Source organism: Acidovorax sp. (genome assembly GCF_027492855.1).
In the GTDB taxonomy this organism is placed as follows: Bacteria; Pseudomonadota; Gammaproteobacteria; order Burkholderiales; family Burkholderiaceae_C; genus Acidovorax.
Genome location: NZ_JAPUDY010000031.1, coordinates 21,377 through 36,385 on the forward strand (window position 1 = coordinate 21,377; position 15,009 = coordinate 36,385).

The window sequence follows — 15,009 nt, forward strand, 5'->3', positions numbered from 1 at the left end:
TTTCAGGCAGGCAGGCAGTGCGCCGTGGTGTCCGGCAGCGCCAGCTTCTCGGCATACAGGCCTTTGCGCTCGGGGGAGATCAGTGCCCCGAGGCCTTCCATGACCGTGATTTCTGCACCGGCCTCCTTGTCGCGGTAGCACTTGCCGAGCAGATCCAGGGTGGTCACCAAGGCTTGCGCCTGGGGCTCCGATGTCTTCTTGAGGGAATCGGCTTGCTGCCTCAGCCAGCTTTCGTAGGCCTCCAGGTTGGCCTGCGGCAACTTGGCGCGCTCGGCCTCGGGAATCATGCTGGTGTACAAAGCCTGGAGGCTCTGCACGCCCGGCTGCCCCATGACCAGCACGGCGTCGTAGCGCGCCTCGTAGCTGCCTTGCCGATAGATCACCTGGTGGATCTGGTAGCGCAGCTTGCCTTTGTCTCCCCCCAGCGTACGGATCAGATCCCGCGCTGCTGCGCTGTGGCGGTCGTTGGCGAACTGCGCTTCCAGGGCCGATGCAACCTGCGCGTCGGTGGGAAAGGGAATTTTGCCCAGGGCCTCGGGGGCGGATGACGGGCTGCACCCCAACAGAGCACCAGCCGCACTTATATACAAAAAGCTACGCAAGTTGATTAATTTCATATTTGTGACAATTAAATGGGATGAATTCTGTGTGTTTTCTCACAGGTAAATATTTCTAAATGTTATATGGGGTTTCATGATAATTTGAAATGTAAGTGCATGTTTAAATGTGACGGAGGTTTTGTTCATTTTCGACGCTGGTGTGGTTGTGGAAATCATGTAACCCTGGTGTAAGCGCTTGTTCTACATGGCATGTTTTGTTGATGGGAGAGCGGTGGTTGGCCATGGGTGCGGTGTTGTGGATAACTGGGGAGTAATCCTGCGAAGGCGCTGTCTACATTTCTTTACGGGGTGGGCGGGTGCGCTCATCAACAATTCGTTCGCAGGCCATAGAGGCTGCTCGTTGATTAATTTTTAACCCCTGAAGGATTATTGAAATGCGCAAAATTGCCAATATCGCCATTGCCACGCTGGTGTTCTCTTGCGGCGCAGCTTTTGCCCAAAGCGGCAACGTCGCCATTCCAGGCCTGATCTCAGGCAAGGGCTCGTCGGGATCGGAGGTGACCAACAGCAGGATCACCGTCACCGGCAACAAGGCCACCAATGTGATCGCCGGTGGCGGCAAGGCGGGCATCAAGGTCGCAGAGGTGTCGATGGAGGGCGTGGCCAACGTCAACAGCATCAACATTACGGGCTCCAAGATCCGCAATTCGGAGCTGACCGTGAGTGGCAACGAAGCCACCGACATCAAGGCCATCGGCGGCACGGCCAACGTCAACAGCATCAACATCAACTAAGAAAAGCACGCTTTTCGTCACCCTGGCGGCTCAGGCCGCTGCCCCCCAATCGTCACAACCGGGAGCTGTGAGTGCACACAACGCGCAAGACGCAAAGGCATGAAGCGGCCGCGCTATGGCTGTTCGGAATCTCCGTGGTCCTGGCGCCGGTGCGTGTGGGTGCCCAGGAGTCCATGCTGGCGGGTGTGGGGTGGCACAAGAACAGCGCGGGCACGCAGATGGATGCGAGCAGCCAGATCCAGGTGCTCGGAAACCGGTCCACTGGCCCGGTGGTGTCCACCGGCGGCAAGGGCTCAGCCCTTGCCAATGCCGGGATGCGTGTCGATCTGGCCGGTACCGCGCAGGCCACCGGCGTTGGCGTGGCGGCGATGGACGTGCGCCAATCGCAGATGCAGGTGCTGGGCAACCAGGTGACGGGTTTTGTGCAGGCCCTGGGCGGTGCCGCTACGGCCAACATGGTGCTGGTGGCCAGCGCCACGGGCACGAAGCCATTCACCGCGAGCCGCGCATTGGTGCAGGGTAACCGCGCGGCCGATGTGGCTGCGTTTGGCGCCCAATCCGAGGTGCTGCTGGGCACTGGGTCGCTGCAGATGCCTGGCCGTGCCACGGCCAACAGCGTGTTGATGGATGCGACCGAAGTGCGAAATTCCGAGATGGCGCTGGCTGGCAACGACGCCCGGCGTGTCACATCCATCGGTGGGTCGGCGCTCGCCAACGCTTTCACTGCGGCCCGCTCGGCCTTGGTGGACACCCGCGTCCAACACACCGCAAACCGTGCGGAGGATGTCCGTGCGGGCGGCGGTAGCGCTGGCGTGGGGCGGGGCACCATCGCCCAGGTGGATCTCACGGGGGTGGCTGCAGCCAACGCGGTTTCCCTGGCGTCGAGCGAGCTGAAAGGCGCGCAGTTGGTGCTGGCAGGCAATGACGCGGCCCAGGTGGTTGCGACAGGCGGCAGCGCCCTGGCTAACAGCATCAGCTTTTCTGAGCACAAACTGGCGGGCTCGGCAGGCTACCGGGCTGGCGTGTCAGGCAACACTGCGCGCAACGTGCAAGCCTGGGGTGGCGAGGGCTCCATCCTCAGCGGAGTGCTGGCCGACGTGCGGGTGTCTGCAGCGGCTCTTGCGAACACCATTTCCGTGACGCGGGGTGAACTGGCTGAAGCGCCCGTGCACAGCCTCAGCGGCAACCAGGCCCGCGACGTGGTTGCCACCGGGGGCGGTGCAGCGGCCAACAGCCTCTGGCTGGACAGCGCGACGGTCCGTGGCGGCAACGTGCTGGTGGCGGGCAACCTGGCCGACAAGGTGCGCACGGCCGGCGGCTCGGGCTCCGTGGGTGGTGGCCTGGTGGGCGCCTTGGAGCGCAACGGCCGGGCACTGGCCAATACGGTGGTGGCGGACCACCAGTCCACGCTGGAACGTTCGGCCATCACCCTCAGCGGCAACCAGGGGCGGTCCGTGACGGGATCGGGTGGCATGGCGGCTGCCAACACGGTTGCGGTGAGCGAAGGGCGTGTGCAGGGCACCGCCCTCACCATGGTGGGAAACCGCGCTGAAGGGGTGCAGTCCACCGGCTATGCGGCGCAAGCGGGTGGCGGGCTTCTGTTCTCGGCCAGCCAGCAGTCGGCGGCGCTGGCGAACACGCTGGCGGTCACGGGTTCGCAGCTCGATGCACGGACGCTGACCATGGTTGGCAACTCCGCGTCGCGATTGAATGCACGGGGTGGTGCGCTGCTGGCCAACAGCGTTGCGCTGGAAAACGGCGCGGGCGCTTCCTCGCGGCTGTCAGCAGCGGGTGCCGTGGTTGGCAATACCGCCACGGACATGAGCACGGCTGCGGATTCGGTGTCGGGCGCGGGCGGGCTGGCAGGGCGTGAAAGCCGAGCCCGGGCCGCCGCCAATGCCCTGGTTCTGCATGACGGGGTGTCGGTGGATGCGTCGTCGCCCTGGCTCATCGCCGCAAATACTGCGCGTGGTGTGCATGCCCCCGGAGGGACCGCCTTGGTCAATGCGTTGGCGGCCTATCGCGGCGCACGGGTGCAGGGCAGCCCGGTGGTCATCGCGGGCAACACGGGTGAGAGCATCCGCGCGGCGGGCAGTGGTGCACAGGCGCTGGGCGTGGGGGCCAAGTCCAACGGAGTGTTGATGGCCAACGGGCTTTACATGGATGGGTCTGGCGCCACGACGCTGTCGCGGAGCACTTTGCAGGTGGTGGGCAACCAGGCCCGGCAACTGAATGCCGAGGGCGGCCGCATCAATGCCAATGCGTTGTCTATCAATGCCCAGGGCCAGGTGGCGGCGAGCACGCTGACACTCGCGGCCAACACGGCAACCGATGTGCGCAGTGAGGGCCGCGAGGGCACCGTGGGTGGTTTTGCGGCTTTCGGCAAGGGTGTGGGCCAGGCCAACGCCAATGCTGTGCAGGTGCTGGGCAGCATGCGTGCAGCCAGCCTGCAGTTGATGGGCAACATGGCAGGCCGTGTGCATGCCACCGAGGGTCTGGCAGCGGCGAACAGTTTTTCACAAGGCGCTGGTGGGCGCGTGGACGGTGTCCAGGCGCTGCTGGCAGCCAATACCGCGGTGTCTGTCCAGGCGGATCAGGGCAACACTGCGCTGGCCAACAGTGTGCAGGCCGACGGAACGCTGCAGGGCAGCGCGGTACAGGTGGTGGCTAACCAGGGCAGCGCACGCGCCGCAGGCCGCGACGGGCTGGCGAACAGCGTGCGCGCCCAAGGGCGGGGGCGGATTGCTGGCTCGTCCGTCACCGTGGCGGCCAACCAGGGATCGGCGCAGCAGGGGGTGGCCAACAGTGTGGACATTGCGAGCACCCTGCAGGGTGGCAGCATCACCATTCTCGGCAATCAGGGCTCTGCGCGCGATGGCGGGGCGATCAATAGTGTGGTGGGTGGCAGCCGCATCGCGGGCAGCCAGATCACCATCATCGGCAACGCGGGCTCGGCCAACGGCGGGCTGGCCAACAGCGTGCACGCCGGGGGAAGCATCGCTGCCTCCAGCATCACCATCCTGGGTAACCAGGCCAGTGCGCAGGGCGTCGGCAGCAAGGTGAACAGCGTCACGGGTTCGGGTTCCATCAAAGGCAGCCAGATCCTGATCGCAGGGAACACGGGCCGGGCCAGCGGCGGTGGACTCGTCAATGGAATACACAACAGCGGCAGCATCGCTGGTGCGCAAGTGGCGGTGATGGGCAACCAGGGCAATGCCACGGGCGGCGGCACCGTCAACAGCGTGGACAACCGGGGCCAGCTCTCGGGCCGGGTGCTGATTGTGGGCAACCGGGGCGGGGCCACGATGGGCGGCACGGCCAACTCGCTTGTGAACCACGGCGTGATGGCGGGCACCGTCGTGATCGCGGGCAACCAGGGCAACGCCGCGATGGGAGGGGTGTCCAACTCGGTCATCAACCAGGGGGTGATCACGGGCGCGGTGGCCATCGTTGGGAACATGTCGGCTGCGGCGGCGGGCATGACGGCCGCAAGCGTGCGCAACGTGGGCGGCGCCATTACCGGTGCTGCGGGCGTGGCGGGCAACACCCCGTTTGCTGCGAACCCTGGCTACACCTACACCACCCCTTCCACGGGCGTGGTGAATCAGTCGGTCACGGTGCTGCCGGCCGTGACTTTCTTGAGCATGTAGGGCCGGTTCAGCGGCCGCATGCGCAGCAGCGCTTTTTTGATTTCAGTAGATGCAGGAGTGGCGATGAAAAATATGGAAAAAACTTCCCCAGCGTGTGTACAGCGCACCTTTGGCGCTTGGTTGGTGGCTGGTGCCCTGGCGCTGCTGGGCGCTGGCGCGCAGGCCCAGATGGTGAACTACGGCGAGCAACTCGGTGCCTACAAGGACTTGGCACAGAGCGGTGTGCGACTCAATGATGGTGTTTATCCGTCGGTGAGCGCCAAGGCACGGGTGAACCGGGCCATCGCGCAGAACACGCTCGTGGATCAGAGTGCGCTGGTGCAGCCGGACGGCACGCTGAAGCTTCCCGACGGGCAAAAGAACATCGTGATCCGCTCCAACTACACCGACGTGCAACGCGGAGCAAGCGGCGGCTTGCGCATCGCCAGCCCAGTGATCCAGGGCAACGTGAACGGCAATGTGACGCTGTATGTGGAGGGCAAGGGTGTGGAAAACATCACGGTCCTCAACACAGGCCGTTGAACGGCTGCGTACCCATCTGCGTTGCTTTTGCAGCCCCGAGAGAGCGGGGCTTTTTGATACCACCACGACAACAAAGAACCATGATGAAGAGAAAACTGCGATGGGGAGCGCTGGCTCTTGCGGTGGCCACTCTGGCTGGCTGCGCAACCACGGAAAACGCGCTCAAGGACGCCAACGCGTTGCTGCAGGAGCGCGAGGCCGACAAGCTGTTGCCCGTGACCAATCTGAGCCCCTATGCCCTTGCGCTGGGTCGCTTTGGACGCATGCTGGACATTTATAAAGCGGGTGATCCTGTCATCTACATGCAGACGCGCAGCATCCTGGATGCGACCAACCTTTCCAGTCCGCTCGCGGGTGCCGAGATTCCTGGTGACATCACGGAAATGGTGCGCACTGCCGTCAATCGGATCGGCGCGCGCGTGGTCTATGTGCCCTACCACCCGGACTACCTCGTGTCGCAGGCGCAATTGGGCGCCAAATTTGGCGTGACCATGCCCGACTTCTTGATCACGGGCGCGCTCACGGAGTTCGACCGCGCCATTGCGGGCGCAGGGCGCGTGAACTCTGCGGGCATCGAGTTCGGCAAGGGGGACGGCAAGGTCACGTTGGGCGGCGACATCAAGCGCACGGCCATCTATTCCGCACTGGCGCTGGATTTGAATCTGGTGAGCTTCTCTACCCAGCAAATGGTGCCGCAGATCCAGGCGTCCAACGTGGTGAAGGTGCTCAACTTCAGCTCGGAGGACAACGCCAGCCTGGGCTTTTATGGCGATGCCTTTGGCTTCAAGCTGGAGGGCAAATACTTGCAAGGGCGCCATTCGGCCATCCGTACCCTGGTGGATCTGAGTGTGCTGGAGCTGATTGGCAAGGCCACCAACACGCCGTACTGGCGTTGCATTCCCAATGGCAAGCCCGACCCCGTGGTGGTGGAGAACATGCGCGCCGCGTACAACGGGCTGACGCCCGAGCTCAAGTTGGGGCTGATCCAGGTGACGCTGCGCAAATATGGCGAGAGCGTCCAAGTCACCCAGAAATACGACGCCGAGACGCAGCAGGCGCTGGAGAAGGTGTATGCCCAGCGGTATGCGGCCCTGGGCTCCGTGGACGTGATGACCTGGCAGGGCTTTGAGCCCCTGTTCTTTGGTGTGCCCATGGTGTGGGATGTTGCGCAGGCACCCGCCCAGGCCCCAGTGCCCAAGGGGGGTAGCCAGGCACCCGCCGCCAGCGCGGCGGGTGAAAAGGCCGGCGCATGATGAAGCGTGGCACCCGGACGCTTGTGCGCTGGAGCTTCGGTGTGGCCTGTGCGGGGCTGCAATGCCTGGCCGTTGCGCAGCTGCCGCCGCCGCCCGCTTCACCGCCCCCGGCCGCCGCCGCGCAGGCAGCGGCCCCCGCAGCCACGGCGGGCGCGCGGTTCATCGAGTCCTGCAATCAGTCGCTGGAGCGAGGCGTGGCTGACCTGGGGTGCCAGGGGCCCATCTACCGCAACGAGCTGGAGCGCCTGAAGCGTGAGGCGCTGAGCACGCAGAACCCGCAACTGTTTTCCTTCGTGGGCGACGCCTACGAGAACCCGCGCTCCGGCCTGGGAGACATGGGGCAGGCCTACCGCTGGTATTTGCTGGCCGCCGTGCGTGGCGACCCGCGTGCGATGCAGCGCTTGACGGAGATGAACCGCAAGGGCCAGGGGGTTCCCAAAGACAACGTGAAGGCGCTGGGCTATGCACGCCTGCTGCAGCGCATTGCGCAGCCCGATGTCGGCACGCCGCCCCACATGCTTTCGCTGATCAACGAGCTGGGGGCTGAAATGGCCGTGGAAGAGGTGGCGCTGGCCGAGCGCTTTGCCGCGGAACTGGAAGCGCGCATCCAGCGCCAGGCTGCTGCTGGCGAGGGGGGTGACCCAGGTGCCCAAGCCCGGCCTTCTGCCGCGGCGCCTGGGCCTGGATTGCCGGGCATGGCGGTGATGCCGCGCGCGAATCCTGTGGCTCCTCCCTCGGCGCCAGCCGCATTGCCTGGCAGCACCTTGCCGGGCATGCCAGGCAAGACTTCACCGTAGTGCGAAGGTATGAACGCATGAGTCTTGGCAGATGGTCTTTTCGTTCTGTGGCGGCCCGCCATGGCGGTTTGGCGCTGATGGCCTTGTCGATGGCGAGCGCCGGAGCAGGGACGACAGGCACGGTGGGGCCAGTGGGGCCTGTCGGGCCTGTGGGCGCCGGTTCTTCAGCAAGTGCCCACCGCCCCAGTGCCGCGCCACGGCCCACCAGCGGTGCTCAGGCGGGCAATCGTATTGAGGTGACGGGCAACACGGTTTCGGGCGTCCGGTGTGCGGCGGATGGCGGCAACACGGCTTCCGTCAACAGCGTGGACGTCGCGGGCGCCCGCCTGGAGGGCCGCACGGTCATCGTGCAGGGGCACAACACCAGCGATGTGCACACGCGCGATTGCCCCAAGCGGACCCCGCAGCCTGCGGGTACAGCGGGCCAGACCAACAGCATCCGGATCCGCTGAACGCGGCGCCAGGCCATCAGGCGACGAACGATCCGCATCACAGCAACCAGCATGAATATTGAACCAGGAGCACCAGACACCATGAATTCACCGACTCGCGCATGGAAGCCGCGTTACCGGAGCGCAGCCCTTGCATGGACCGCCGTCGCTGTCTTGCTGGCGGCATGCAAGGAGCGGACGCCGGAGGCCCCGGCTGCGCCACCGCCCGCACCGGCGGCCAGCCCCGCACCAGCACCTGTGCAACCTGCCTCACCGGCCCCCGTGCCCCAGGCGGCGCCCAAAAAGGTTCCGCTATCTCTCCAGGGCGTGGCGCCCGCAGGTGTCACGGTGCGTGTCAAGGCGGTGGAGATCGGCGCGGATGCGACGGTGCTGGATGTGAGCATTTCCTTCGCCAACCGCATCACCGACACCACCATGCTGGCCCTGGCAGACACGTACCTGCAGGACGAAAGCGGCGCCCGCCTGCACATCAAGCGGCCTGACAACAACCGTGACATCACCATCCGCGAAGGCGAAACGCTGGACGGCCAACTGGTGTTCATGGGGGCCGTGGCGGCGTCGGCGCGCAAGCTCAAGTTGGTGTTCAACGACGGCAACCAGGGTGACAACATCGTGGCGCCGGGGCTGGTCATGGACCTGCCGCTGCAGGGCGGCTGATGCTTTGCCAGCCTGAGGCGGCTGCCTGGAGGGCACGGGCCGTTGCGTTGGCCTGTGTGCTGTTGGCCGTGGCGGCAGTGCACGGGCCAGTGCATGCGCTGGAGGTTGTGCGCAGTGGCCGGGCGCTGGGCGCCACGCCGAACCGGCTGGAGCCAACGCCGGGCGCCCCGTCAACCACCTTGCGCGCGCAAGAGGTGGGTGGCGGGCTGGTGAGCCGCTCGCAGAACACCACGTTGCAGCGCAGCGCAGGGCCACAAACTATCTTGCGCGAGGCTGAGGTGCCCAAGGAACGCCTCGCGCAGACGCGCGCCCTGCTGGTGGAACTCAAGGCCCGGCCCACCCCCGAGCAGGCCATTTCCATCGACCTGCCGGCGGATGTGCTCTTCGATTTCGACAAGTCCGATCTGCGCACCGACGCGGCGGCTTCGCTCGACAAGGCGGCGGAGTTGGTCAAGAGCTATGCCACAGCGCCATTGGCGGTGCTGGGCCATACCGACGGCAAGGGCACCGACGCCTACAACGACGCGCTGTCGCTGCGGCGGGCGCAAGCCGTGGCACACGCGCTGCAGCGCCAGACTGGCCGGCAGGCCCGCGTTGAGGGGTTGGGCAAGCGCCAGCCTGTGGCGCCCAACACCACGCCGGATGGCCGGGACGATCCGCAGGGGCGGCAGTTGAACCGGCGCGTCCAGATCCTCATCGGCGTACCCACCCGCAAGGAAGGCGGATAGGCCATGGCGCTCATGCGTTGTCCTGAATGCGGGCGCGAGGTGTCGTCGCAGGCGCCTGCTTGCCCGGCCTGCGGCTACCCGTTGCAGGCCAAGGCCCCGCCCCTCAACGCGCTGCAGTCGCCGCAGGTTTGGGTACGTGTCGCCACGGCGCTGGGCGCGTGGCTTGTTACCCCGTGGATCGCCAGGCTCATCGTGGCTTTGGCAGTGTGCGTGCTGGCGTATTTCATGTTCACCGGGCGATGATGCTGCGCGCAATGAGTGTGCCAATGGCGAAACAAATGCTATTATTTTAATAGCTATTCGCGCTTATTCATCAAGCGCTAGGGTCGATTTTCATTGAAATCCATCAACCCCTACCCCGTGATCACCCAGTGGTTGTCCAGCCGCGCGCCGCGCAGGCCGTGGCCGTACGGGTGATTCACGGGCGTGGCGGCCTGTGCGTTTTGTAGGCTGGCACCCAGGCCGCCCGCCCACAGCGCGCCGTCGCGCACGGCCAGGGGGCAGACCTCGGGCAGGGGCACCAGGCCCTGCCATTTGCCTTGCAGTGAGAACGTGGCGATACCGTGGGCGCGTGGGCAACTCACGGCCCAGCCTGCGTGTGTGGCGGCGATGCTGCCGCCGTAGCCGTGCAGGTTTTGCGCGATGCGCTCTGGTGTGGGCACTACGCGCAGGGCTTGGCCGTCGAACAACGCCAGCACGGGGGCCGCGTTCTTGGCGGTGGCGTCGTCATGCTCGGCCTGCAGCGCGATGCCCAGCGTGGCGCCATCGGGGCTCCAGGCGAGGTGGCGCAGGCTCAGGCGTTGGTCTTGCAGGCGCCATTGGCCGAGCAGGCGGCCGGTGCGGGTATCGAGCCGCACGAGCGATGAGTCCATGCGGCCGAGGTCGCGCTTGACGCGTCCGGTCTCGGGCGCGGTGGGCACGCCGCCGTTGGCGACGATCAGGGTGGGCGCGTTATCGCTGCCACCGCGCGCGTCCCAGATCAGCTCATGGGCGTCGAGGCCGTGGGTGGGCCACTCGGTGGTTTTCTCCAGGGTGCGTGCATCGCGCACGGCGATCCAGCTCGCGCCGGTTTCGGCATCGGTTTCGGTGGTGTACAGGCGCTGGCCGTCGGCGCTGGCCAGCACATGGCCGTTGAAGCTGCGGTCGCCCGCCTGCCACAGCCATTGTGGCTCTGCGCCCTGGCCCGGCTGCCAGCGCACCAGCCAGTCGCCGGGGCGGCGCGCCGTGGCCAGCACGGAGCCGTCGGGCAGCACGCACAGGCCGTGGGCGCGGGTGGGCACTTCGATGGAGGCATGGACCTGCAATGCCTGCCCGGCACCTTCCCGCGTGGACAGCAGGCCGATGTGAAAACTGCCCTGGTGCTCCCACGCGGCGGCCAGGTGCACGCTGCCGCTGGCTTTGGCAAAGGCCGCGCCCGGGGCGAGCACCCACGCACCCAGTCCAGCCAGCGCGGCTAAGGTCTGGCGGCGGTGCAGGTCAGTCACCATCGGCATCCGAGAACCCAATGCTCACCTGTAGCGCGGGCGCCACTTCGGATTCGGCCAGGAATTTCAGTGCCGCCAGGTCGCGCGCTGCTTGTTGGATGGCAGCCTGGTTCTGCAGGCCGGATTTCTGCACCTGTGCCATGGCGGCATCTACCTTGCCAGTGGCTTGGTGCAGCTTGTCGGCCAGCGGGTTCAGGCCCTTGCCGCGCAGGACCATCTCCAGCGGCACCAGGGCTGCGCCGGGCGCGGGCATGGCCGCGCTGGCGGGCAAGCTGGTCACGCTGCGCAGGCCGCTCCAGGTGGCGGCCCAGGCGGCCAGTGTGGTGCCGCTGGCGGTGCGGGGGTAGTCGGGTGCGCGGCGGCCCTGGGCGGCGCGCAACGGTTTTTCCATCTGCGCCCAGCGCAGGCGCTCCATGCCGCCCACCCACTGGTTCACGAACTCACCGATGGCCTGGGTGGAGTCTTCCTGTTCGTCCTCGGCACCCCAGTCGGTGCCTGCGGCTTCGGTGAAGGCCTTGAGGAGCGCCGAGGATTCGCGGGCCAGGTCCTGCGCCACCTCGTGCGCGTAGCTGCAGGCGGGGCTGCCCGGCTGGGCGGGGCGCGTCCACAGCAGCCATTCCAGCGCAGGCAGGCCCTTGGCAGGCGTGCCGATGCGCTCGAAGGCCTTGGCGCCCTGGGGCTGGGTGGCGATGGCCTTTTCGATCAAGGCCGGGCGGGTGGGCGTGAAGTCGATGGCGCGCTGGCTGCGGCGTTGGATGACGGGGCCCACGGACACGGCGGCCAGTTGCTCCCACGCATGGGCCGTGGCGCGCCAGGCGGTGCGAGCGGATGCTAGCGCGGCCTTGTTGCCTGGCGCAGATGCCTGGCACAGCCCTGCCACGGCGGGTGCCAGGGCGAGCGCGTTGCGGTCAAAGTCCTGCGCGCGCGGCAGAGCCCAGTGGCCGTAGATGCCTTGCAGGGCGTGCACCGTGTCGTAGAACGGCACGGCATTGCGCTGCCAGGCCGGTGCCGTGGGCGCTATCTGCGCCTGCGCCGCCACGGGCAGCAGGGCCGCCGCCAGCCACAAGGCAGTGCGGAGCGTGTGTTGGGCTGTCTTCATAGCGACTCCACGAATTTCACGAGCGCATCCCGGTCGGCCTTCTTCATCTTCAGCACCTGGTCCTTGGCCTCTTCGGCCTCGCCGCCGTGCCACAAGACGGCTTCAAGCACACCGCGCGCGCGGCCATCGTGCAGCAGGCGGGTGTGGCCGTTCACGTCCTTGATGAGGCCCGTGCCCCACAGCGCGGGCGTTTTCCACTGCCGACCGTTGGCGCCGAAGTCGGGTCGGCCATCGGCAAGGCGCTCGCCCATGTCGTGCAGCAGCAGGTCGGTGTAGGGCGCGATGCGCTGGCCGTTCAGCGCCTTGCTCGTCAGTTGGGGGAAGGGGCCTTCCTGGGTGACGTAGCTCGGGCGGTGGCAAGTGGCGCACTGTGCTTGCGCAAACAGCGCCTGGCCGCGCAGCACCTGCGCATCGTTGATGTTGCGGCGCGCGGGCGGTGCGAGGGTGGCTTGGTAGAAGATCACGTCGGCCAGGGTTTTGTCGTCGATCTCGACCCCCTCCTTGCCGCTTTGGCCGCTGGGGGCGGCCAGGCAGTCCTTCTGCGCGGGCGTGCAGGCCTCCTGCGCAAAGTGGCGCGAGGTGATGCCCATGTCGCCCAGGAAGGCGCCGCCCGTCTGGTGCGCGATGGTGGCCACGTTGGCCTTCCAGCCGAAGCGCCCAACCATCATGCGGCCCGCAGGGGCGTCCCACACCTTGTTGGGCACGCCCTTGATGGGGCCGGGCGCGGCGGCTTGGTCTGTCGCGTTGGCCAGGATGTCGGCTTCGGCAATGGCTTCGAGCAGGCCCACGCCGATGATCTGCGGTGCAATGCGCGGGCTGCTCATCACGCCGGTGTGCATAGGGCCGTAGCCCAGGTCGGCAAAACCGTACTGGGGCTTTTGCAGCGTGTAGGGCGTGCCGTCCGCGAATTTGCCTTTGATGGTGTCGTAGCGCAAGGTCACGCGGCCTTCGGGCTTTACGCCCTGGATGGCTGCGTTGTTGAACTGGTCGCCGTACACCGGATCGTGCTTGGGCCCGCCGTGCGTATCGGTGCCGGGGATGGACAGGCGGATCAGCAGCGCCACTGTTGGGTCTTTTGTCTCACCCAGGCGGTTGAAGATGGCTGGCGGCTCGCCGCGCCCATCCTGCACATGGCAGCCGCCGCAGGAGCGCGCGATGAAGTGCGGGCCCAGGCCATCGCGTGCCGTGGTGGACGCAGGCGCCTCCACCCAATTGCGGCGAAAGAACGAGTTGCCGATGACAAAACGCGTGCGCTCCTCGTCAGTGAGGTTGGCGGCAGGGAACGAGAAGGCATTGCGCCCGGTGGCGAATACGGTGGTCTCGCCGCCGGTTTTTTCGCCCAGCGGGTCGGGTTGGGGGGCGGCTGTCAACGCGCCAGCCCCAAGGGCGGCGAGGGCGATGATGCCGATGCTGGCCGCTGCCAGGCACAGGGGATGCTTCATCTTCAAGGCTGCACAAGCGTGAGTTTGGTGATTCCGATGGCGTTGGCGGCTGCTACCAGGTCTTTGCTTTGCTGCGTGAGGCTGTCGATGGTCTTCTGGATGCGCTGGCGGCCTGGGGCGTCCTTGCCGCCAATGATCTCGCGGTCGAACGGCGCCTGGATGCCTTCGGCGGCAGCCACCGATGCGGCGATCTGTTTGGTGGTCTTGTCGGCCAGAGTTGCATCCTTGGCCGCCACTAGGTCGTGCAGTGATGGGCCTTTGAGCAGGCTGCCGTCGGCGCGCTGGTACTCGCCCAGCCACACGTTCTGAATGCCCTTGGCATTGGTCGCGGCATCGCGGTGGGTGTTGTCGGAGAAGCACGAGTGTTCGTCTTCCTGGTCCTGGCTATTGAGGGCCACCTCCAGCCGCTCACCAGCCAGTTCACCGCGCGAGAGCGAGCCCAGGCCCACCAGCATCTTGCGCACGGACTCCTTGCCGCCCTTCACGAAGCGGGCGCGGTAGTTGTTCTTGGCGTCGGGCGCCCAGGCCTTCACCAGTGTGGTGAGGTCGTCGATGAGCAGGTCGGTCACCACGGTCAGATACTGGCGGCGGCGGTCGGCATTGGGGGCTTTGCCGTCCACGAAGTCTTCGAAATTGCGGTTGCCGGGGCCGGTTTCGGACAAGTCCTGGCCCCACAGGAAGAACTCGATCGCGTGCCAGCCGGTGGCGATGTTCTCCTCGCCGCCACGCTCGTTCTGCGCGGACAGATTCTTCTTGTTGATGACGAATTTGCGGTTGTTGATCAGGCCTGCGTTGGGCTTGCCCTGCACCCTGTCCACAAACGATTCGTCCATGGGCCAGGCGTTGATACGGCCTTCGGGGCCGTGGTCGTTGTCGATGGGGCCACCGTAGAAGCGGAAAGCCTCGGTCTGGCCGTAGAACTCGCGCGCGGCCAGCCATTGCTTGCGGGCCTCAGCCAGGGTGTCGGCCGATGGCTTGGCCGTGAAGGCCTTCACAGCCTCGCGCAGCGCCTGGGCGCTGGCAAGGGTGTCGCTGTAGTTGGCGTGTACCAGTTGAGCGTAGTGCGCGGCCACGGTGTTGGCGGTGGCTGCGCTGGTGGCAGTACTTGCCGCAGGTGCGGCTCCCACCGCCTGGGCCTGCGCCTGGTGTGCCACAAGGCCCGTGGCCAGCAAGGCGGCCAGAACGGCGGCGGGGGCAAAGGGGGTTTTCATGCGTTGTCTCCTGCGGTGATGGGATGAGCGGGCGGCGCCATGCATCGCAAGGTGCGTGGCTGTCGTGCGCGGTTGGGGCGGCCGTAGGGCCCAGTTGATGGATGGCGGGCTCGGGCGTTCCGGGCACTGGCTGTTGAGATTATACGAATGAGACTGATTTTTATTCGTTTTATTCAATGTCCGTGCAGGGTATTTGCGCCGGCAGCTTTGTCGGCACGGCCTCGGTCATTGGGTTGTCGGCTGTGGGCTCTCTGGGCGCCTACTGGGTGTGTGACCCATTGCTGCCGACCACTGGTGACGGCAAACGGTCATTCGACGCGCGCCAACTGAACGACCGGTATCGAGATGGGGTGGCGGACA

Annotated in this window: 14 protein-coding genes; 9 read left to right on the forward strand and 5 right to left on the reverse strand. The window is 66.2% G+C overall.

Annotation, left to right across the window (positions count from 1 at the left end; genetic code table 11):
• Window positions 1-2 precede the first annotated feature (2 nt).
• Complete coding sequence (locus Q0105_RS05860; protein ID WP_298209719.1) at window positions 3-617, reverse strand: hypothetical protein; 615 nt, start codon at window positions 615-617, stop codon at window positions 3-5.
• A gap of 377 nt (window positions 618-994) precedes the next feature.
• On the opposite strand from Q0105_RS05860, the gene Q0105_RS05865 reads away from it, so the two are divergent.
• From Q0105_RS05865 to Q0105_RS05905, 9 genes are all read left to right on the forward strand, one after another.
• Window positions 995-1,354: a hypothetical protein gene (locus tag Q0105_RS05865; RefSeq protein WP_298209721.1), complete on the forward strand. Its 360-nt coding sequence runs from the start codon at window positions 995-997 to the stop codon at window positions 1,352-1,354.
• A 71-nt stretch (window positions 1,355-1,425) separates the two neighbouring features.
• Window positions 1,426-5,004, forward strand: a complete 3,579-nt coding sequence (locus tag Q0105_RS05870) for a hypothetical protein (protein WP_298209723.1) — start codon at window positions 1,426-1,428, stop codon at window positions 5,002-5,004.
• A 72-nt stretch (window positions 5,005-5,076) separates the two neighbouring features.
• Entirely contained in the window at window positions 5,077-5,526 is a 450-nt protein-coding gene (locus tag Q0105_RS05875) for a hypothetical protein (protein ID WP_298209725.1), read from the forward strand.
• An 80-nt stretch (window positions 5,527-5,606) separates the two neighbouring features.
• Window positions 5,607-6,779, forward strand: a complete 1,173-nt coding sequence (locus Q0105_RS05880) for a hypothetical protein (protein ID WP_298209727.1) — start codon at window positions 5,607-5,609, stop codon at window positions 6,777-6,779.
• A complete protein-coding gene (locus tag Q0105_RS05885; RefSeq protein ID WP_298209729.1) occupies window positions 6,776-7,576 on the forward strand; it encodes a sel1 repeat family protein in 801 nt (266 codons plus the stop codon). The genes Q0105_RS05880 and Q0105_RS05885 overlap by 4 nt, the downstream gene beginning before the upstream one ends.
• Window positions 7,577-7,593: 17 nt before the next feature.
• Window positions 7,594-8,028, forward strand: a complete 435-nt coding sequence (locus tag Q0105_RS05890) for a hypothetical protein (protein ID WP_298209732.1) — start codon at window positions 7,594-7,596, stop codon at window positions 8,026-8,028.
• An 81-nt stretch (window positions 8,029-8,109) separates the two neighbouring features.
• Window positions 8,110-8,685 carry a hypothetical protein gene (locus tag Q0105_RS05895; protein WP_298209734.1) on the forward strand — a complete coding sequence of 192 codons (576 nt, stop codon included), beginning with the start codon at window positions 8,110-8,112 and terminating at the stop codon, window positions 8,683-8,685.
• Window positions 8,685-9,413 carry an OmpA family protein gene (locus tag Q0105_RS05900; RefSeq protein WP_298209736.1) on the forward strand — a complete coding sequence of 243 codons (729 nt, stop codon included), beginning with the start codon at window positions 8,685-8,687 and terminating at the stop codon, window positions 9,411-9,413. The genes Q0105_RS05895 and Q0105_RS05900 overlap by 1 nt, the downstream gene beginning before the upstream one ends.
• 3 nt (window positions 9,414-9,416) lie before the next feature.
• Window positions 9,417-9,656, forward strand: a complete 240-nt coding sequence (locus Q0105_RS05905) for a zinc ribbon domain-containing protein (protein ID WP_298209738.1) — start codon at window positions 9,417-9,419, stop codon at window positions 9,654-9,656.
• Window positions 9,657-9,766: 110 nt separating this feature from the next.
• Here Q0105_RS05905 and Q0105_RS05910 read toward each other — a convergent pair whose 3' ends face one another.
• The 4 genes from Q0105_RS05910 to Q0105_RS05925 are packed head-to-tail and all read right to left on the reverse strand — an operon-like array spanning window position 9,767 to window position 14,649.
• The gene (locus Q0105_RS05910) at window positions 9,767-10,897 is read right to left on the reverse strand and encodes a DUF1513 domain-containing protein (RefSeq protein ID WP_298209740.1); all 1,131 of its coding nucleotides are present in this window, start codon (window positions 10,895-10,897) and stop codon (window positions 9,767-9,769) included.
• Window positions 10,890-11,996 carry an imelysin family protein gene (locus tag Q0105_RS05915; protein ID WP_298209742.1) on the reverse strand — a complete coding sequence of 369 codons (1,107 nt, stop codon included), beginning with the start codon at window positions 11,994-11,996 and terminating at the stop codon, window positions 10,890-10,892. Before Q0105_RS05915 ends, Q0105_RS05910 begins: the two co-directional genes overlap by 8 nt.
• On the reverse strand, window positions 11,993-13,438 hold the full coding sequence (locus Q0105_RS05920) for a di-heme oxidoredictase family protein (RefSeq protein ID WP_298209744.1): 1,446 nt from the start codon (window positions 13,436-13,438) through the stop codon (window positions 11,993-11,995). Before Q0105_RS05920 ends, Q0105_RS05915 begins: the two co-directional genes overlap by 4 nt.
• A 2-nt stretch (window positions 13,439-13,440) precedes the next feature.
• Window positions 13,441-14,649: an imelysin family protein gene (locus Q0105_RS05925; RefSeq protein WP_298209746.1), complete on the reverse strand. Its 1,209-nt coding sequence runs from the start codon at window positions 14,647-14,649 to the stop codon at window positions 13,441-13,443.
• Window positions 14,650-15,009 lie beyond the last annotated feature (360 nt).